Origin of the sequence: Photobacterium rosenbergii (assembly GCF_033022775.1) — a bacterium.
Classification (GTDB): domain Bacteria; phylum Pseudomonadota; class Gammaproteobacteria; order Enterobacterales; family Vibrionaceae; genus Photobacterium; species Photobacterium rosenbergii_A.
Genome location: NZ_JAWJZI010000002.1, coordinates 585,716 through 606,687, shown reverse-complemented (window position 1 = coordinate 606,687; position 20,972 = coordinate 585,716). Strand labels below are relative to the sequence as shown.

At 47.6% G+C, this 20,972-nt stretch carries 16 protein-coding genes; 5 read left to right on the top strand and 11 right to left on the bottom strand.

Features of this window, described 5'->3' with window-relative positions:
- Window positions 1–118: 118 nt before the first annotated feature.
- Window positions 119–1,054, bottom strand: coding sequence for a Gfo/Idh/MocA family oxidoreductase (locus tag R2X38_RS06900; protein ID WP_317521446.1), 936 nt, complete (start codon window positions 1,052–1,054; stop codon window positions 119–121).
- A 105-nt stretch (window positions 1,055–1,159) separates the two neighbouring features.
- On the opposite strand from R2X38_RS06900, the gene R2X38_RS06895 reads away from it, so the two are divergent.
- Window positions 1,160–1,918 carry a phosphatase PAP2 family protein gene (locus R2X38_RS06895; protein ID WP_317521444.1) on the top strand — a complete coding sequence of 253 codons (759 nt, stop codon included), beginning with the start codon at window positions 1,160–1,162 and terminating at the stop codon, window positions 1,916–1,918.
- 187 nt (window positions 1,919–2,105) lie between these two features.
- Here R2X38_RS06895 and R2X38_RS06890 read toward each other — a convergent pair whose 3' ends face one another.
- Window positions 2,106–2,462 carry a helix-turn-helix transcriptional regulator gene (locus tag R2X38_RS06890; protein WP_317521443.1) on the bottom strand — a complete coding sequence of 119 codons (357 nt, stop codon included), beginning with the start codon at window positions 2,460–2,462 and terminating at the stop codon, window positions 2,106–2,108.
- Window positions 2,463–2,886: 424 nt separating this feature from the next.
- Window positions 2,887–3,849 carry a hypothetical protein gene (locus R2X38_RS06885; RefSeq protein WP_317521442.1) on the bottom strand — a complete coding sequence of 321 codons (963 nt, stop codon included), beginning with the start codon at window positions 3,847–3,849 and terminating at the stop codon, window positions 2,887–2,889.
- A 233-nt stretch (window positions 3,850–4,082) separates the two neighbouring features.
- Between R2X38_RS06885 and R2X38_RS06880 the strand changes: the two genes are divergently transcribed.
- Window positions 4,083–4,778, top strand: coding sequence for a DUF2786 domain-containing protein (locus tag R2X38_RS06880; RefSeq protein ID WP_317521441.1), 696 nt, complete (start codon window positions 4,083–4,085; stop codon window positions 4,776–4,778).
- A 276-nt stretch (window positions 4,779–5,054) separates the two neighbouring features.
- Entirely contained in the window at window positions 5,055–6,359 is a 1,305-nt protein-coding gene (locus R2X38_RS06875) for an inosine/guanosine kinase (protein WP_317521439.1), read from the top strand.
- A 36-nt stretch (window positions 6,360–6,395) separates the two neighbouring features.
- Here R2X38_RS06875 and R2X38_RS06870 read toward each other — a convergent pair whose 3' ends face one another.
- From R2X38_RS06870 to hrpA, 6 genes are all read right to left on the bottom strand, one after another.
- Complete coding sequence (locus tag R2X38_RS06870; RefSeq protein ID WP_317521438.1) at window positions 6,396–7,046, bottom strand: c-type cytochrome; 651 nt, start codon at window positions 7,044–7,046, stop codon at window positions 6,396–6,398.
- A gap of 20 nt (window positions 7,047–7,066) precedes the next feature.
- Window positions 7,067–8,380, bottom strand: coding sequence for a molybdopterin-dependent oxidoreductase (locus R2X38_RS06865; protein ID WP_317521437.1), 1,314 nt, complete (start codon window positions 8,378–8,380; stop codon window positions 7,067–7,069).
- Between the two features lie 220 nt (window positions 8,381–8,600).
- Entirely contained in the window at window positions 8,601–9,380 is a 780-nt protein-coding gene (locus tag R2X38_RS06860; protein WP_317521436.1) for a dimethyl sulfoxide reductase anchor subunit family protein, read from the bottom strand.
- Window positions 9,381–9,382: 2 nt separating this feature from the next.
- Entirely contained in the window at window positions 9,383–10,000 is a 618-nt protein-coding gene (locus tag R2X38_RS06855; RefSeq protein ID WP_317521435.1) for a DMSO/selenate family reductase complex B subunit, read from the bottom strand.
- A 10-nt stretch (window positions 10,001–10,010) separates the two neighbouring features.
- Entirely contained in the window at window positions 10,011–12,437 is a 2,427-nt protein-coding gene (locus tag R2X38_RS06850; protein WP_317521434.1) for a DMSO/selenate family reductase complex A subunit, read from the bottom strand.
- 336 nt (window positions 12,438–12,773) lie between these two features.
- Complete coding sequence (gene hrpA / locus R2X38_RS06845; protein WP_317521432.1) at window positions 12,774–16,688, bottom strand: ATP-dependent RNA helicase HrpA; 3,915 nt, start codon at window positions 16,686–16,688, stop codon at window positions 12,774–12,776.
- A gap of 182 nt (window positions 16,689–16,870) precedes the next feature.
- Here hrpA and R2X38_RS06840 point away from each other — a divergent pair, with 182 nt between their 5' ends.
- Window positions 16,871–17,404, top strand: coding sequence for an LA_2272 family surface repeat-containing protein (locus tag R2X38_RS06840; RefSeq protein WP_317521430.1), 534 nt, complete (start codon window positions 16,871–16,873; stop codon window positions 17,402–17,404).
- A gap of 197 nt (window positions 17,405–17,601) precedes the next feature.
- On the top strand, window positions 17,602–18,075 hold the full coding sequence (locus R2X38_RS06835) for a TerB family tellurite resistance protein (RefSeq protein WP_317521428.1): 474 nt from the start codon (window positions 17,602–17,604) through the stop codon (window positions 18,073–18,075).
- Window positions 18,076–18,163: 88 nt separating this feature from the next.
- Here R2X38_RS06835 and R2X38_RS06830 read toward each other — a convergent pair whose 3' ends face one another.
- Together R2X38_RS06830 and R2X38_RS06825 are read right to left on the bottom strand one after the other, a co-directional pair.
- On the bottom strand, window positions 18,164–18,298 hold the full coding sequence (locus tag R2X38_RS06830; protein WP_317521426.1) for a hypothetical protein: 135 nt from the start codon (window positions 18,296–18,298) through the stop codon (window positions 18,164–18,166).
- 180 nt (window positions 18,299–18,478) lie between these two features.
- The gene (locus tag R2X38_RS06825) at window positions 18,479–20,857 is read right to left on the bottom strand and encodes a helicase-related protein (RefSeq protein ID WP_317521424.1); all 2,379 of its coding nucleotides are present in this window, start codon (window positions 20,855–20,857) and stop codon (window positions 18,479–18,481) included.
- Window positions 20,858–20,972 lie beyond the last annotated feature (115 nt).

Sequence of the window (20,972 nt, the reverse complement as noted above, 5' to 3'; positions counted from 1 at the left end):
TTAGAGGTAGTTATAAGTTTTGCTACCCACCGCAAGCCAAATACTTTGAACACGAAATATTTTTTGTGACATAGTTCAAAATCACATCAAACCCGAAGTATCAAAGTGCCCGCAACACTCACTTCACTTGATTAACCAAATGCTCAGCTAACAAATGACTATGCAGGTTACGCTGAGTAAGGGAAAGTGCCTGCTTCCCTGTACTTACCACTTGCAGCCAATGCTCCGCCATGGCATGGAACCCTTTTGCCGCCAACATAGGTGTCCAATCAGCTAACCTCAGACGTTCTTCTTTATTGCCTCGCCAGCAACTCCCTTCAGTAAAGGAGTCAAACCGGTAACTGGCATTTTGATAATTGGCCGATACCGTTTCCATGGTTGAACCATGTTGGCGGTTCATTGATGCATGGAAAAGCGTTTGTCCCTGCTGCCATTGTACATCCAACCTTCCCAATAACCTTTGCCCACCGCTTTGCACAAACTGACTGGTCACAAAGGTATCATCAGGTGCAATACTGCCATTGAGGTTAATGCTATCCAGTGGATGAATAAAATCATCAAAGATAAAGGTACGTGCCTCGCCCGGCAAATCATGGCGGTGCTTCTCCCAACGCAAAGATAGTAGAGGCAAGGTTGTTGGTATGTCGCTAGTTAGACCAGGCAGGTGCTGCTGATAAAGAGGAATGTAACGGCGATTAAAGCCCATAAATAAAGGAACTTGTTGGCTTTCAGCCAGCTCATACAGCCGTTCGCATTGATCGTAACTATCTGCAAGCGGCTTATCGACAAAAACAGGTAAACCAAGCTTTAGGAAAAATTCAGCCAACATTGGGTGTGAAGACGTCGCGCAGTGGATCATGACGGCATCTATTCCTGCCTTAGCGAGTTCACGGTAATCCGTATAGCTTTCCTTTATATGGTATTTCCTGGCCAGTTGCTGTAAGCGTTCAGGGTTACGGGTACAAAATACCCACTCTACGTTTTCCATTTGGGTCAGTACTGGCAAGTGGGCTTTCACGGCAATATCACCTAATCCAATCAGGGCAATCTTCATCTTCTTCCTTACTAAACTTAAGCTAACGGTTTATGACACTTATTTTACTTTTTCATGAGTAAACTCTGATAGAATCCCGTCTCCATTTTATGAAGTGTATTGATTATGTCTCTCCGCCCATTCATCCAACAAAAAATACCCGGCCTTATCGCGCTCTTGTTAATGACCACTGTCTTGTCTGCGGTGTTGGTATTTTATTCTCAAGCCAACTTGAATGGTTCTGTTTCCGATACCAGCGGAATGCTGTTTTCGCTTTTAACGCATTCCGCAGGCAACCCAGGGTTCCTGGTATCCGTCGCCGTATTTATGCTCATTCCAATCGTGTTAAGGTTACCACGCAAGTCTCTGATCAAACTAGGTATTCAATTTGCGCTACTTCTTGCTTTAAGTTTTGTGGCAAAAACGGTGATGAAGCACATCACTGAGGTCCCTCGACCATATACACATGAGCTTCAAGCGCTTCACATTGTCGACACGCCTCAAGCGTTCTATGCACTGAGCCAGGAAAAGAAAGAAGAAGCCGTAAAAGAAGCCAGTAAAAATGTCAGCCACTGGCGCATTAGTCATTGGCAAGGAGAAACCAACTATTCGCTGCCATCTGGACACACCATTTTTACCGCAGTCTGTGTGGCTTTCTGGGGTGGTTTTTTCTTAAGACGTCGACAGATTGTACCTGCAAGCATCATTATTCTATGGGCGGTTGGTGTCGGTATCAGCCGTATCTGGTTGGGCATGCATTGGCCGACTGATCTGCTGGCTTCTATTTTCGGCGCCGCTTGTTTGTACCTCTGTATTCCAGAATGGGGATTATCGCCGGAAAAGCAACAAAAGCTGACTGAGCAAAGGGCTAAGCACACAGTTTAATACGCACGCTTAGCAGCAAGGTCAGTCCATCCGAGAACATCTGCTGGTCAAGAATCATGTCCACTCCTTACTGATGTTTTCACTGTCTTTGGCTTAAACAAAAACACCTCTGCCGATAATTTAGTAAAAAACTATCGGCAGAGGTGTCAGACAAGCAATGCATCAAAAAGGGTTTTAATAAACAGACTTAATGCACTTCAACGCTATGTACGTATTCGACAACCAGCTGATTGCCTTCATATCGTACATTTCTGATGTCACCATCAACAATGAAGGTATTAGTCAGGGTCACAGAATTTGGCATTTCACCACCCATTTGGTTACGAAGTGACGGCAAGGTCAGCATTGGATCGACACCAATATAGCTACAGAACTGGGTGACAAAACGGTGTTCTAGAGGAACACTTCCACGAAGAATGTCAGAAAAGACTAGCTGGCTCACCCCTAGACGTTTAGCCATTTCAATCTGGGTTACTCGCATCTTTGCTTTGTAGCTCATCCAAGTATCGTGAAGAACCTGACGGTCTTGTTCTGTATATTGCATCTTAGTTTCCTTGCGCCCTGTACCTAGCGCACTTGTATTTTTTCGTTGTACTTATTTAAGCTGATCCTTAAATCGGTTTTGTCAGAGAAAAGTAAGGCTTAAAGGCTTTCAAAGCCACGTCACATAAGGGGCTAACCCGTTTTCATTAAAAACAAATGGTCATTCATAGACTTGTCATTTTTTGTCCAAACAGTGCATTGTCTTGCTCTTAAGATAGTTCAGTCCAAAAAATGATGAATATATTGTGCTTGTCTACCCAATAAAGGGTCTTTAGGCGCTTGCAAAAGATGATTGCCAAATTTGTCATCTTCATGATGCTGTTTGTTTCAATAGCATCAAGCGCATCTGCCTCTCAGTTTTATTCTACTGCTTACAATGACTGCAGCTCCATTGCGGTATTAGAAATAGAAAAAGCTTGTTTAGCTTATAGCTTATCGAACCACTGTCGGTTCGGATCCTGTTGCTCAGCCCACTCAGGGTCAAGCTCACGGTGCTCAAGATAAATCTGCATAGCGGTAAAATAAGTAAACGCCGTTAGTTCAGAATCAGCCCCGAAATGTTCAAAAAAGGCATCTTCTTGCTCGGCAAGCTGATTCAAGGATTTAATCCCCTGCTTCAATACCCACTGAGTCGCATGGGGCGGGATCATGGTACGGTGCAGAATAAGCTCAACGATATCACCGAGGTTAACATCAACCCCCTTTGCTTTGCTCGTTTCAGGCAAAGCCAATGCAGCTTCTTCCGCTAACAGGGCCTTTAAACTATCAATGCTAGCCGTGCGCTCTGCCAGAGAGTAACCATAGGTCGTTTTGGCAAAACGAATGGCATAAGGCAGACGATCACGCCCCACTACCTCAACCACTTCCTCAAGGTATTCCTGAGGAATGTTGTAAGACTTTGCCAACTGCTCCACGGCATGACTCAAACTCGTGTAAGTAATCCCATCAAACTGAACATGAAAACTAGTACTCAAAGCAGCGACCGGTAAACCATCGACAGTTAAGGGCCAACCTTGATAGTTAACTCGTGCTTTGGCAATTTCAAACATTTTCCAAGCGCTCTCGCGAAAGCCTTCCAATGCCTTGCCTTCAAACTCAGACTGTTCCAGCTCTTCCTTGGTCCAGTTGACCCCAATCTGAAGATGCTTCTGGTACTTTCGGTGGAGTTGCTCTTTTACTTTGTCACGAAGCAGCTCCAGGTCACTCGCTTTGACGCCTTTGCAAATGCCATAACATTCCTGGCAGCTAGGCAGCAACACCGGTAGCTTCTGGTGATCATAGTTAGGTGAAGGTAGGAAGGCGAACGACTCAAAGTAAGGCTCACCACAGAACCAGCAGGTATGGCGATATTCAAAAGGAACATCAACGGATTGGTAGGTCGCTGTCATAGCAAAAATACCCAAAAGAAAAACTGTGAAGTGACTTAAACCTATTATGCGCACCTCGTAATCAAGACTCAAGACGAAGTACTTGCAAATTGCTGATATACAGAGAATACATAGCAACCGCTAGGACCGCATAAATTCAAGATAAAAACTGCATAAAGTATCCGCTTAAGAGAATTGTGCTGGCTATGCGAACACGTTAAAATATGTGCCCTTTTCCATCATGGTGCAATCGAATGTCTGAACAGAAGCGAAAGGCGCTCAAAAAAATTGCAAAATGCCTAGAGCTGGGTAACTCCGCCAACGTCAATGAAGCCGCGCAAGCGATCAAGATGGCGCATCGTCTGATGCTGAAATATGGTCTTGAGCAAGATGACATCGAGTTTATCCAGATGGGCAAGACTAAGACTCAGACCTTGCTTCCGGCCGACATCAGTCAGCAGATCTTGAAGATCATTCGTGGTATCAACCGCCGCTTCGGTGTTGAGTGCGTTCTTACCAACCATAAAGGCCTCAAGCAGGCGGAATTTATTGGTGTAGCAGAACGAGCCATCTTCGCAGCCTTCGCTTTCGACGTCATGTACCGTGAAATGAATCAGCAGACTGGCCAGTTCAGAAACAGCTTCCAGGGCACTGGCACCAGCAATGCAGAAGTGACCCGCCGCGTATCGTCTTTCCTTGCTGGCTGGCTTGAAGGGGCTCTGGAAAAACTACCAGAACTTAATACCGACGATGATCATGACCAGCGCATGAGCAATTTCATCGACAAGGAATTCAAAAACCTTGATCGTGAAACTTTCAAGAAACAGCTTCAAGAAGCCATGAATGCGTTAACGGATGATTATGAGAAGGGCATGAAGAAAGGTCGCTCAATTTCAGTGAATCGCCCTGTCGCTGGCGAAAAAGCTTTTCAGCCCAAATTGCTTTCGTAGTGCAATGTCACCATTAGCACAAATGCCTAGCTATTGAGCATGATATGAACTTTAAGGTATAGTTACCTTCCGACTTATCAAAAACAGCCCATCTTGTGGCTGTTTTTTTGTTTGTAAAATAAGCAGTTATACCCATCAGGACTACCAGCCATTTTAATCAGAACAAAAAACCAGCAACCAATCACAAAATGTCACCTTAACGTCATGAAGTGGGATATAAATCTCATTTTTATGATACAATGAAACAAAATTCCCTTTAACCGATAGCCTTCAAACATGAAATTCCCTGGTCAGCGTAAATCAAAGCATTACTTCCCAGTTAATGCCCGCGATCCATTAGTAGCTCAAATCCAGCAAGAAAATCCGCTATCTCGTACTCACCTTGTGGGTGTCGGCCAAACTATCGTAGATATCGAAGCGCGTATCGATGATGAATTTTTGGCACGTCACAACCTAAGCAAAGGCCATTCATTGGTACTTGCTGAAGATAAAGCAGAATTGCTTTACCAAGAGCTGAAAGAACGCAACCTTATCAGCCACGAGTACCCAGGTGATACCATTGGTAACACCCTGCACAACTACTCTGTTCTTGCGGATGACAAGTCAATTCTTCTTGGCGTGATGAGCCAAGATCTAAAAATCGGTTCTTACGCTTACCGCTACCTATGTAATACTTCTAGCCGCATGGATCTAGATTTCTTGCAACCTGTTGAAGGCCCTATTGGTCGCTGCTACACCCTTATCACCGAAGACGGTGAACGCACTTTTGCGATCAATGAAGGGGAAATGAATCAGCTTAAGCCTGAGTTCGTACCTGAAGCTGCGTTTGAAAATGCATCTGCACTTGTTCTGTCTTCGTACTTGGTTCGCGGAAAACCGGGTGATCCGATGAAAGATTCCGCTCTGAAGGCTATCGAACACGCTAAAAAGCACAATGTACCTGTTGTTCTGACTCTTGGTACCAAGTATGTCATTGAAGGCATGCAAGATTGGTGGATCGATTTCCTCAAAGAGCACGTAACGTGTGTTGCGATGAACGAAGAAGAAGCAGAAGCTCTAACGGGTGAAAAAGATCCGCTTATTGCCGCTGACAAAGCCCTTGAGTGGGTTGACCTGGTACTATGTACTGCAGGCCCTGTAGGCCTTTACATGGCAGGTTATACCGATGATGAGCTGAAACGCGAATCAACCTTACCTCTTCTACCAGGCCGTATTGCTGATTTCAACAAGTATGAATTCAGCCGTCCAATGAGAAAGACATCGTGTGACAACCCAATCCGTGTTTACTCACACATTGCGCCATACCTTGGTGGCCCAGTTGAAATCAAAAACACCAACGGTGCTGGAGATGCCGCGCTATCTGCTCTGTTGCATGATATGTCTGCAAATCGTTTCCACAAAGCGAATGTACCTAACTCAGGTAAACACGTCGGTGATTTCCTAAGCTACTCCTCATTCTCGCAGATCTGCCAATACTCAAACCGTGTAAGCTACGAAGTATTGACCCAACATGCCCCTCGCCTATCACGAGGACTGCCAGAGCGTGAAGACTGCTTGGAAGAAGCATACTGGGAGCGATAATCGCCCCGCCTAAGGCAAAAAGCCGATAAACAGTGTTTATCGGCTTTTTTGTCCGTAATAGGTCGATAAATAGGTGATTATGGCTTCGTGCTCCTCAGGGCTAAGCTCATCCATACCCTGCTCTTCGACCATCCATTCTAGGGTCTCGCTCCACCTTTTCCTACTCAGTCCCTGTTGCGTAACCAAATGCAAAGAATGGCAGGCTGAACAAACTGCCGCGACCAATTCTGCATTTTCGCCCGGCAATAGCCCACCTGTCCCGGCCGGCTTCACCTCTCCTGTAGTACTAGCCACCACCCAGTCTGCAGGCACAGTGTTCTTTGTCGCTAACCAAGCAATAATGGCTGCACGTGCAGCAGGGTCACTCACCCCGGGATAGACCATGTTGGTGCCTGGGGCAAATTTCGCGGGTGACGCCAAAAAGGCATCGAGCTTTTCCGCCGTCCATTTCCCCTGATGCTGCTTGATGCCGACACTGTAATTGTACCCCTCGAAACTGGCGATATTCCGCTCAGCCAATCCCCACAGAGGTGGGCCAACGACCACGGCGCCATCAGGCTCAAATTGGTGGCACGCCTTGCATACCCTTGCTTGCTGCTCACCGGCCGCAACCAAATCTTCACTCGCTGATGCGGCTGCGCTGAACAGGTACAGAGTTTCAAATACGATCAAAGCAATCCGCAGCATTATGCATCCCTTCTATACGCTTACCCTTTCACAACTAGCGCGACGCGATGATAGGTGTTGTTGAGGTAACCCTTCGGGTTCCACGCAATGGCGAATGGCTGGCTGATCCCTTGATCATCCGTCGCCTTGGCCCAGATCTCATAGTAACCCGGCAGAGGAAAGTTCACCTTGGCAGTAAAGGTCTGCCAGGCTCCCTTGTTGGCCGCGGCAGCGAGATCAGCATCCAGCCAGGTGGCACCAAAATCGATGGATATCTGCACTTTATCCACTTTGCGATCACCAGACCATGCATGACCGCGCACCTGTACTTCGCTACCACTCACTACGGTATTGGTTTGCGGGGATGTGATCAGCGACTTCACCGGCATTCTTTCTATGATATCGAAATCTTCCTTGGCCACGTCCTCTCCGGGAGCAACTGGCCTATTGGGAACGCGGTATGACGTACCGGTCATTTTTGGCCCGTCATGAACCTGATCCCTAATCTGAATTCGGGTCAACCACTTCTGTGAGCATGAGCCGGGCCAGCCGGGTACAACCAACCGTAGCGGTGCACCGTTCATTGGGTGCAACGCCTCGCCGTTTTGGGCAAAGGCGATAAGATTTTCACTGCCCATTGCCTTTTGTATCGGCACTCCACGCGAAATGGGCAGTTTGTCCTCCTTACCAGACAGGTGTTTGTCGGCACCGTAGTGAGCGGTATAAACCGCGCCCTCCTTAATACCGGCGGCCTTGAGGACATCAGCAAGTCTGACTCCGGTCCAGTTTGAGCAAGCAACCGCACCGTAAGTCCATTGGTTTCCTGTTGCTTTGGGTTCAAAGAAAGCACGGCCATTGCCCCCACACTCCACAACCAGTTGCTGCTCAACAACCTCGAAGTTTTTCTTGAGATCGGCAATGGACAATGTCAGCGGTTTATCCACCATCCCGTCGATGGTCAACTGCCAGGTTTCCGGATCCACACCTGTCGGAGGAATTCCGTTGTTGCGAATGAAGTGTCGTTGAGTCGGCGTGATATCGTCGTTCAAAAGGTGAGGTGGCGTTTCGGCATTCATCGGCCTGTCGTTGAGCACTGTCAGGCCATCCTTGCCTTCAATCACGACATCGTCCAAGCCTTCGGCAAACGCTGCCGGAATGATCCCTGCAGGCATATTCCGGTGGAAGGGAATCGCACCGCCGAGTACCGCGGCCATGGTAGCCAACCCTGCCCCCTTCAAAAAGCCGCGCCGGTCCGGGTAGCTCACGCGGCCGAAAACTTTTTCATCGGCTGAATCCGGGTTGTTCTCATAATACTTATAGATCCCGTGAAGCTTACCTTTATCTTTTTCATTCATATTGCGCTCCTTTGTCATTAACGCCAGATCACCTGTATAACCGACCTCTACACCTTGATAGTCCAACTTTTGGATATCGTTAACATTAGTCGACGACTCACAGCCTTAACAACATGCACTGCAATTTAGGCATAAAAAAGCCGGTCTTTAGGCTGACCGGCTAATTAATTACTTCACTTCGGTTATATCACTGGGCTTCCAAAGCTATCCATCTTGATAGCTACATAGTGATCGACCAAAGATTATAAAAGCTCACGCGACCGACCAGCTCACCAACTACCAGCAAACCACAAACCGACAGCAGTATCGGTGGGGCCGATTTTTGTTTCATGAGGGCAAAGAAGGCCAGCGCACCACCAATTAACAGCGCAATGGCCTGTGTGACCCATAGAGAACTCTGTTGAGCAGCCAACGTCGGCTCTACCCCCGTGACAAAAGTAATATAATCAAAACGCAGAGCCAGAGTAACAAACACCGCAGCAATTGATACCGCGGCACCATGTCGGAACGCCCCTAAAACAGCGGCCAACGCACCGCCAGTAATAAAGACTGACGCGAGCATCTGAATGGTGGTGTGCGGTGTATTCCATGCAGCCACCGTGCTCAATTGGTAAACCTTCGGAATGGTGGCGACGAAGGCAATGGCAAAGACCGCGGTTACCCAACGCAATGCTTTTCTTTGTGCCGCGGTTCCTTTGCCATAGAACCCGGCCAAACCGACCAATATCCCAAAGCCATTAAAAGCCCCTCCCAATAGGATTTCATTGCTCATTGGTGAGCGGCCAATACCAGCTAGTAGGTTCAATGCACGTATTGGCATACCAAGGTGGAACATACCAACGAGCATCCCTACTGACAGCAAAGCCATGGACACCAGTATACCAATAGACAATTTGCGTTCATCCATACCATTGAGAGGCTGACTCAAGAGCAAAATCAAATAAGCGCCAGCGGCCGCTTGAGCCAATACGGTGAAAAACACCAACGGTAATTCTTGCATAACTACACCTCCGCCCTATTTTGAATAGAACCTGCTTTGTCGCCACTTGGCCTTGATTTCGAATGCGGGTGAATCACCAAATTCGGTTTGGTCAAACTCGCATTAGGTAGAGGGGCGATTTCATTAAGCTGACCGTATTTTTCCCTCAGCTCAGCTATTGGCCCAAACTCTATTGCCCGTTGCGGGCACGCCTCAACACAGACTGGTGATTTGCCCTGATCAAGCAGATCGAAACAACCATCACATTTGCTCATGACTTTCTTTTCAGCATCGAACTGTGGCGCACCGTATGGGCATCGCATTTCACAGTACCTACAACCGACACACTGGTCTTGATCGACAACCACCAACCCATCTTGCTCACGCTTAGCCATTGCGCCCGTTGGACAACCCTTGGCACAGGCTGGCTCATCACAATGATTGCAGGCTATCGAGACGTAATAGCTGTACACATCCTGCTGCCACAAACCATCTTTTTGCACCCAAGTGCCGCCACCATACTCGTAAACACGGCGTAGTTTAGGGCCAACATCCAAGTCTTTCTTGTCTTTGCAACTGACCGAGCACGTCTTGCACCCGGTACATTTTGCGGAATTAATATAGAATCCATATTGCGCCATTACTCACCCCCTAAGCCTTTCGGATTTCCACTAAGTTAGAATGCTGCGGATTACCTTTTGCCAAAGGAGAAGGCCGCTGAGTCGTCAGTGTATTGATACACCCTCCGACATCGATTCCTTTCTTATTCGGTTGATACCAAGCCCCTTGCGGAACGGCGACAACCCCCGGAATGATCCTTGCGGTGACTTTCACAGGCATATGGATTTCACCGCGATCATTAAACACCAGCACACGATCGCCCTGAATCAAGCCCCGTGACTCGGCATCGACTGGGTTCATCCACACTTCATCCCGAACCGCTTCGCGAAGTTGCGGCACATTATGGTAGGTAGAATGGGTTCTGCCTTTGGTATGGAAGCCAATCATCTGCAGTGGGAACTGCTTCATGCGCTCAGGTTCACCTAAGCCTTCGAAACTCTCACAATACTCAGCAACAGCGGTGATCTTATCGCCCTCTGGCAACTCCCACGTATCGGCAATGTTTGCCAGGCGCTCAGAGTACATTTCAATTTTGCCTGATGGGGTTTTTAGCGGGTTGGCTTGAGGATCATCCCTGAAGGCTTTAAGCGCTATATGGTCTTCTGCCTTGGCCAGTTTGCGATCGATTACTCCCATGCCATCGGTTTTGGCAAACTCAGGTAGGTGCGGGTTACTCTTGCGCAGGTTGTGGTAACAATGGGCAATCCATTCCTCATAAGACCGACCTTCGGTAAAGGCGTCATAGGTCCCCATTTTCTTGGCGATTTCAGCCAAAACATCATACGTCGGGCGGTTTTCCCATAACGGCTCAATTGCAGGCTGCAGACGAGTGACATAATGGTATGCCCCAGTCGCGTAGGAGTTATCAATCAGGTCACTGGTTTCCAGCGTCGTGACATCGGGCAACAAGATATCGGCATAACGCGCCGATGGGGTCATATGGTGATCCCATACCATGATAAATTCACACATTGATTCATCTTGTAAGATGTCATGGGTTTTATTGAGATCCGAGTGCTGGTTCATGGTGACATTACTAGCAAAGTGCCACAGGAACTTAATGTTTGTTTCCAGCCTATCTTTGTTGCGGATATAGCTGTTTTCAGCGGTCATTTCTGTCCCGCGGGTAATGGCATCAGTCCATAGAAAACAAGGAATAGAAGTCTTAACAGGGTTTGCCGTAGCAAAACCAGGAACAACATATTTAACACTGCTGCCCCAGTTACCGGTGTTGGTACCCAGCTTACCGAATTGCTTGGTCATCACTGGCAGCATCATGATTGCCCGTGCAGACTGCTCACCGTTGGCGGTACGTTGCAAGCCCCACCCTTGAGAAATCCAAGCGGCTTTAGCACCCGACATTTCTCTTGCCAGTTGCTTGATCCTTACCGGTGAAATGCCGCAAATTTGGCTCGCCCATTCAGGCGTTTTTTCAATACCATCAGAGCCCTTGCCAAGAATGTAATCTTTGTAAGAGGCATTTTGAGGTGCTGAGTCTGGTAGGGTACTTGCATCCCAACCAACGGTGTAACGGTTGATAAAATCATCGTCTGCTAAGCCTTCAACAATCAAGGTATGACCAAGAGCTGCCACTAAAGCCGCATCGGTACCTGGCTTGATCGGTATCCATTCGGCATCGAACGCAATACTGCTATCTGACATACGGGGATCAATAATGATGACTTTGGCATTGCTTCGTTTTAAAGCTTCGAAGGCTTCGGCTATCTGGCCGCCACCCGACATTCGTGTTTCAGCCAAGTTTTGGCAGAACATGACCACTAAATCTGAATGCGCGATATTAGAAATCAGGCTACCTTGACCATTACCGTATACAAACGGCTCAACAGTAGAAATTTGCGCAGTTGAATAGGTACCGTGCTGCTCTAAAAATCCGCCGATGGTATTTAAAAAGCGCTTATTGGCATTTCGGCCGAGTAAATTAGCGCCTGTAGAGCCGGAACCATATTGGTAATAGATAGCTTCGTTACCGTATTCTTCGATGGTGTACTTGAGCTTGTCAGCAATAATGGTGGTCGCTTCATCCCAACTAATACGCTGGAATTTCCCTTCGCCACGTTTGCCCACCCGCTTCATCGGATACTTCAAACGATCCGGGCTATAGGTTTTCCATTTTACCGAACGGCCACGCAGACAAGGACGGATTTGGTGCTGGCCCCAAACCTCGTCATCAATACCGCTCTCGGTGGAAATTTGAGTTACTACACCGTCTTTAGTGAGTACTTTCAAAGGACAACGACTGCCACAGTTCACCAAGCATGCACTGTATGAGATTTTTTCATCTGTGTCGTTAACCGGTGTTTGCGCTTGTGCTGATTTAGAGAAAGGAAGTGGGACACTCGCAGCAATTGCTGCCATTCCCCCAGCCTTGGCTGAATGCCCAAGAAATTGCCTACGAGACAACCCCTTCATGAAGGCATTAAATTTATGACTATCCATTGCCACCGCCTTAATTGTATTAATTGTTGTATCTAACTAATCCGGGTTTATATCCAGATTACGGCGGGCCACACATTGTGAGTCTTGATTAATATCAATAGATTTATCAGCATCCAAATACCTAACCATAAAGTGGTATTGAGATCACCAAGAGTTGCGATTATTCGCTTTCAGAATACTTGAAGTAAATCAGGTTAACTAAGCAATGATAATTATTAACATCATGATATATAGAGGATAATTGCTACGGTTATTTCTTCGTTCTCTTTTAAAAGATATAAAAATGGCAACCCAACTTGGGTTGCCATTTTCAAAGGTATAATTAAAGAGAATACATTAACAATCGTTAATCGCATTGCGAACACGTTTATCCGATACCGGATAAGGCGTACCCAACTGCTGGGCAAAGTAACTGACTCGCAGCTCTTCAATCATCCAGCGGATCTCTTTCACCTTCTCAGGGACAGGCTGACCTTTAGGGATCTTGTTCAGCAATTCTTTATAATCAGAAACCACTGAATCAATCTTCATGATATGCATGCGGTCTTTATTCGGGTCAATTGGCAGTTTCTCCATACGGCGCTCTATAGCACGCATGTAACGAAGAATATCTGGCAGTTTCTTCCAGCCACATTCCGTCGCAAAGCCCTTGAAAATCAACCCTTCGATCTGTGCCTTGATGTCAGACAGGGCAAAAGCCATGGTCAGATCTACACGGCCTTTCAGCTTCTTGTTGATATTGAATGCCGTGGTCAGGATCTCTTCAACCTGCTTGGCAATGTCTACCACAGTATCACCAAGCTCGGCGCGGACATGCTCTTTAAGTGCTTCAAAAGCTTCCGGCTGCCATACCAAACCGCCCTTCTCTTCGATAAGCTTATCGACACCACAGGCGATACAGTCGTCAATCAAGTCCATCACCCGGCCATAAGGGTTAAAGTACAGACCTAGCTTCGACTTATTCGGCAAATTAGCATGCAGGTATTTGATCGGAGAAGGCACGTTGAGCAATACCAAGCGACGTTGACCTTGCTGCATTGCGGTGCGCTGCTCTTCTTCGGTTTCAAACAGCTTGATGCCAACAGAGTCTTTGTTATCAACAATCGCAGGGTAAGCTTTCACTTCAAACCCACCGCGTTTTTGCTGATAACGCTCTGGCAGCTGACCAAAGCTCCACGTTTTCAGGCCTTCCTGCTCGATATCATCATCGGCAACTTTAGACAGGGTTTCTTGAACCTTCTCTTTCAGGCCATCTTTGAGGCTGTACAGGTCCTTGCTCTCACGTAGCTTGCGGTTACGGTGATCAACCACACGGTAAGTGATCTTCAAATGATCAGGTACCTGATCCAAATTCCAGTCTTCACGCAACACGGTGACACCCGAAATACGCTTGAGCTCTTTTTCCAACGAATCTAGCAGTGGCATTGCCATCGCTTCTGCCCGTGACAAAAATGCATCCGCGTAGTTTGGTGCAGGAACGAAGTTACGACGAACTGGTTTTGGCAGAGACTTGATCAGTGCTACCACCAACTCTTGGCGTAGACCTGGGATCTGCCAATCAAAGCCATCAGGTTCAACTTGGTTCAAGATAGGTAGCGGAACATGAACCGTTACACCGTCACTGTCTTCGCCCGGCTCAAATTGGTAGCTCAGCTTAAGCTTCAGGTTGCCCTGATGCCAGAAGTTCGGGTAATCCAAATCGGTAACATGGCTTGCATCCCCCTTGAACAGCATTTCACGCTCAAAGTTAAGCAATTCAGCATTCTCACGTGAGGCTTTCTTCCACCATGTATCAAAGTGACGGCCTGATACTACAGTGTGATCGATACGCTGGTCGTAGAAATTGAACAGCTCATCGTCATCAATCAGGATGTCGCGGCGGCGTGACTTATGCTCCAGCTCTTCAACTTCACGTAATAGCTTACGGTTCTGTTGATAGAACTTGTGCTTGGTGTCCCAATCCCCTTCTACCAATGCCGAACGGATGAACAGCTCACGAGAAATAACAGGATCAATCTTGCCGTAGTTCACTTTACGCTTGGCAACAACTGGGATGCCATAAATCGTCACTTTCTCGAAAGCAGCAACCGCAGCTTGTTTCTTCTCCCAGTGAGGCTCACTGTAGCTTCGCTTAAGCAGGTGCTCAGCCAAAGGCTCTACCCACTCTGGTTGGATCTTGGCCGCAATACGACCCCACAAGCGTGATGTTTCTACCAGCTCGGCAACCATGACCCACTTAGGCTGTTTCTTGAAAATGCCTGAGCCCGGGAAGATGTTAAAGCGTGCATTTCGCGCGCCTTGATACTCGTTCTTCTCCTGATCTTTAAGGCCAATATGCGACAGCATACCGGCCAAAATCGCAGTATGAATACCTTGGTAGCTGGCTTCCTGCTCATTGATGCGGAACTCAAGCTCTTTGACAACCTGGCTGACCTGATAGTAGATATCCTGCCACTCACGGACACGCAGGTAGTTCAGGTAATCTTTCTTACACTGACGGCGGAACTGGTTGCCTGACAACGCTTTTTGCTGCTCTTGGATGTAATCCCACAGGTTAACAAAAGTCACGAAGTCCGATTCTTTGTCATAGAAACGTCGGTGCTTCTCATCGGAAGCTTGTTGTTTATCAGAAGGACGCTCACGCGGATCTTGAATCGACAAGGCACAAGCGATGATCATCACTTCACGCAATGAACCGTTTTTAGGCGCTTCCAACACCATACGTGCCAAACGCGGGTCAATCGGCAGGCGAGCCAACTGGCGACCAATGGTAGATAGTCGCTTACGCGGATCTTTCGCTTTGGTATTGATCGCACCCAGCTCTTCCAACAGGCGGATACCATCTTGGATATTACGGTTATCCGGCGCCTCGACAAACGGGAAGGCTTGGATATCACCAAGACCAATCGCCGTCATCTGCAAGATAACAGATGCAAGGTTGGTACGAAGGATTTCTGGGTCAGTAAACTCAGGGCGTGACAGGAAGTCCTCTTCTGAATACAGACGAATACAGATACCTTCAGCAACACGACCACATCGACCTTTACGCTGGTTGGCACTCGCCTGAGATACACGCTCAATCGGCAGGCGCTGTACTTTGGTACGGTAACTATAGCGACTGATACGGGCTGTACCCGGGTCGATAACATATCGAATACCTGGAACCGTCAACGAGGTTTCAGCAACATTGGTCGACAGCACGATACGGCGACCTGCATGGGTCTGGAAAACGCGGTTTTGCTCACCGGCTGACAAGCGGGCGTACAATGGCAGAATTTCGGTATCCCGCAGGTTGCGTTTTTCTAATGCATCGGCGGTATCACGGATTTCCCGCTCACCGTTCATAAAGATCAGGATATCGCCCAAGCCTTCATCACACAGTTCGTCTACCGCATCGAAAATCGCCTGAAGCTGATCGCGATCGCTATCTTCACTGTCTTCAGACACAGGGCGGTAGCGTACTTCTACTGGGTAAGTACGGCCTGAAACTTCAATGATTGGTGCATTGAAGAAGTGCTTAGAGAAACGCTCAGGGTCGATAGTTGCCGAGGTAATAATAACTTTAAGATCTGGGCGCTTAGGCAGCAATTCACGCAAGTAACCCATGATGAAATCGATGTTAAGGCTACGTTCGTGAGCCTCATCGATAATGATGGTGTCATATTGGTTCAAAAAGCGATCGTTTTGGATCTCGGCCAGCAAGATACCATCGGTCATCAACTTGATTTGGCTGCGATCCGACACTTTATCGTTGAATCGAACCTTATAACCAACATAAGAGCCAAGCTCGCACTCGAGCTCTTCGGCAATACGACTTGCCACGGAACGAGCTGCCAATCGACGTGGCTGGGTATGACCAATCATACCTTTGGTGCCGAGCCCTAGCTCCAAGCAAATCTTAGGTAACTGGGTGGTTTTACCCGAGCCCGTTTCACCGGCGACAATGACAACCTGGTTGTTCTTGATTGCCTCTGCGATTTCGTCTTTTTTCTGACTGACCGGCAACTGCTCTGGGTAAGAGATAGTCGGTCGCTGGGTAGCACGCATCTGCACAGTCTGCATAGATTTGGCGATATCTAGTGCGATCTCGTCAAACACAGCATGTCTAGCCTGCTCTTTCTTGATTCTTGCCGCACCTTGCACGCGTTTGTGCAAACGAAACTGATCGCGCATCATGCAATCTTTAATCGCAGCTTTGAGTGTTTTTTCGTTGTTTAAAACGTTAGCCTGAGGAGTATTCGACTGAGTCAATGGAATTCCTGATATTTCAGCTGGGTATTTCACAAAATTGAACGAATTCTACCACAACTCTGTGGTTTTGCGGCATACGAGAATTGCAGCCCAATTTACTAGCGATTGGTATGACATAATTTGCAGCACAAATATGTCTTCAGGTATTATTTTGTCGCAACTTCATACATAGAGTAAAAATAATGAAAAAAACACTAGTTAGCCTTGCGCTGGCAGCTGTGATGGCATCACCTGCTTTTGCTAACCAACCTGTACAGCTTTCAGTACCAGGCAACAACCTACCAGACGGCAATGTTCACGGTTTCCGCGCTTCTCTTCTATACGGACAGACTCCATCTGTTACTGGTTTCCAGCTACCTATGCTTGGTCTAGCTGAATCTCAAACTTTCAAAGGCTTGAGCTTCGGTATCCTATTCGGTGCAAACCGTGTAACAGGCGACTCTACTGGTGTTAAGTTTGGCCTAGCGAACTGGAACGACAACACTGCAACTGGTGCTGACTTTGGTTTTGCCAACTACACTGGCAGCCAATTCACTGGCCTTCAGTTCGGTGCGCTTAACTACGCAGGCAGCCTAAACGGCCTACAGCTTGGTTTCATCAACGCCACTGACCGCATTGAAAAAGGTATTCAGATTGGCCTAATCAACTACGACAAATCGGGTACTTTCATCAGCAAAGATATCCCAGTATTCCCGATCATTAACGCCCGTTTCTAATCGCCAATACTCTTGATATAAGTGGCTTGGATCATAATTCCAAGCTACTTCTTCCTGCTTATCAACTCTCTCATCTACCTTCACACCCATTATTATTGAATAACTGCTGACTAAACATCCAATTGAGACATATGTAAGGAACTCCATGCCACTAGGAAGAGTCTTATACTTAATAGAAATGAAACCTGAGGCTCAGCATGTTCAAACAATTGCGTACAATTTTCCGCCAAGTGATGAATGAAGGGACAGATGGCGGTGCTGTTGATACCCCGACACTCCACCTCTCCATGGCATGCTTGCTCTGCGAGGTCTCAAACGCCGATCACAGCGATGACCCAAGGGAGATCCAAGCCAAGCGCCACCAACTAGTTTACCTGCTCGATATCAGTGAAGAAAACGCTGAAGCGCTACTGGAAAAAGCACTCCTTCAGAGCAAGTCATCGGTTTCGCTGTATGACTTCACCAGCAAACTACGTTCATTAGAGCCCGAACAGCGCTACGAGCTGATTGAAGCCATGTGGCAAGTCGCCTATGCCGATGGTGTATTAGACCCAATGGAAGAAGCCGTGATCCGCCAAGTGGCCGAGCTTATCTATCTCGACCACTCCGAGTTTATCAGGGCGAAATTAGCGGTGCAGAACTTGACCGATAAACTGAAGGAGAATCGCTAATCGAAGCGGGATAACCCCAAGCGGTCCGATTTTAGCAGGCCGCTTAGGTGCATTTTACTCATTGAAAAGCCAAAAATATTGAACAGCTCTAAGCAATTCGTTGTTCCTGAATTAAAGCATGTACCCCTTCAAAACAACCGGAATATTTTAATGAGTTAGCTTGTTTTGAAATATCTTTTGCTGACATAGGAGCGGTTTCCACCGCATCATAAACTTGCCCCATCACACCTTCTAGATACTCGTCACTGATATCAACTAAGCGTACTGGATAACGTTTTCCGATACTAACAATGGCTTTCCTCCACCATTAATTACACGCCAGTGTGACATTTATATTGAGCCTTGATGGAGGAAATAGGAAAGCATTAGATTTGCTACTAGTGCGCATCTCTAGCGCACTTCTCTAGCGTACATCGATGGTACGGCTGGCTTTACGGTACTGTACCTTCCAGCCTTGCCAGCGGGGTAACTCCCATCGCTTTGGATCCGCTTTACGGTTGCCGCTCTCATGGATAGCCAACACCAATTTTCGTGGTATGTGATATTCGATCCGCATAGTCAGGTCAGTCAGGGATACCTTGTAGGGATAAGCTTGGTCAAAATCTGCCCGCTCCCATTCCGGGATCCCGTCAAAAATAATGTCATCATTGGTGAATAAATCAAAATCTTCTGTGGATTCCACCCCAAGCGCTTCGATTTGCTCACCTAACCACTCACGTACATCCACTGGCTCGGCAGCTCGCGAGCAGACATCTGACTGGTAGTTGCCCAAGGCTAAATACAAGTTCCACTGGTGGATATCTGCTGTGACTTTCTCGCTTAGCCCCGGCAAAATTGAGCCATCAAGGATCATATCGATAAATGTATCTTGGGCTGAAGCGCCCTGCGGAGCGACCCAATCAGAGTGGATCACTCTCCCTGCGTAAACGCTTTGCTTTTCAACCAAACAACCCTGATCGGACACTTGGGTTTCGCCATACACTTCTTCTCCCATGCCGAGCTGGTTCATTAATGCAAAGGTGACAGGTGCCATGCAGGTCGCCAACACCAAGTTCTGCTTCACCCCTTTACCCGGAAGAGCAAACTGATCAAACACTACCGCGGCTTCTGCACTCTCTGGGAATCGGCTGTCACGGCCAGTACTCACCTCACTGTAACCATTGCCTAAAGCTTGCCGACGCTTTTGCCGACGGACAAAAGTCAGTTCAGGAGCCGCTTTCATCACCGCCAATAGCCATTCATCCCTTTTTACCGACGAAGCCACTTCCAAGGCTGGGAGCTCCAAGGCTTCACGCATTTGCTCTGAAAGCATCCTCGCTTCAGCCAACACCTCTTTATCGAAGGTTAGCCATTCAGGTTCACTGCCGCGCAATAGCTTTATCAGTGCCATCGCGTCACAATGTTTTGTCTCCCATTGTGCCAGCTTCTCCGGCGCTTCCTCACCAGATGGCATTTGCCAAATGCGCTGATAAACACTGAGCGATGCAGCCAGATCCACCATCGCCTCACGGCTGGCTTTATCTGGCATTGCGGTGATCAGGTGTGCAAACAAGGTATCTATCGGTAACGGATATAAAATTTGACCATGGTCGGTCGCCTTTCCTTCATCATCAATTGCTTGCATTTGCAGGAGTTTGTCCTTGGCGATCAGCAAAGACTTTTCTGGAACAGTATCGACAAAATCCAGGCTATCTAACGGATAACCACAGCAAGCAGCCGCCAACATAGGCTCAACCAACTCTTCTCGGTGCATCTCAGGAGGTGTGATCAACTCCAGCGGCGCAGCCTTGCCAAATAACCGGACACATAATCCATCAGTTACTCGCCCTGCCCGCCCTTTACGCTGCTCAGCACTGGCTTTAGAAATAGCGTGCAAGCCGAGTACCGTTCGACCATTGCGTTGATGCGTTCTGCGCTCCAAACCGGTATCAACAATGAGCGTCACGCCGGGTATTGTTAATGACGTTTCAGCAACATTGGTTGCCAGAATAATCCGTTGTTTGTCACTTTCCGTCAGGGCGCGGTGGCGCTCATCATCACTTACGGATGCATGCAAAGGGATAATGTCGAGCAAGCCGAGTTCAACTTGCTCTCTGAAAGTCTGCTTAAGAGTTGAAAGGCACTGAGCAATTTCTTTGCGGCCCGGCAAGAAAACCAAAATATCTTGGTGCGCTTCATATCGGGTAAGTACTGCTTCTTTGACTTTACTCTCGATGTGGCGAACATCAGGCATATTGCGGCTGTCTGAAGCAATGTGTTCAACAGCCACCTGGAAGTTACGCCCTTTGGCATTGAGGCATTCACCCTGCAGATAAGCGGCCAATCTTTCACTATCCAGCGTTGCCGATGTCACTACAAGCCGATGGCTATCCTTTTGCTTAAGCATTGCCAACAACAAGTCTGTATCCCAACGTCGCTCGTGGAATTCATCGATAATGATGGTGGTAAAACCGGCAAGCCCATCTTCACTCAACCAGCGTAATGCTACACCCGGAGTAACGAAAACAACCTGGGTGTCGTCAGAGAATGTATTGTCAAAACGAATGGCATATCCGACCGATTCACCGACTTTTTCGTTCTTTTCACTGGCAACAAACTCAGCCAGAGAACGACAGGCTACTCGTCTTGGTTCAACCACCAATACTCGTCCATTTTCTGCTGACCATACTGGTAAGCGGGTAGATTTACCCGAGCCTGTTTCGGCAGACACGACGAGATGAGAGTGAGTAAGGCATTCAAGGAAGTCAGCTTTGAGCGAATCAATAGGTAGAGAGATAGACATAACAGCGGTTTGGCATCTACAACATAGCCGTTATTGTGGCAAGTTTTCCTTAACATGTCACCGGAAAGGTACTCCCGTTAACAGTTAGATAAAATCTTTTTGTTATTCGGTCTCA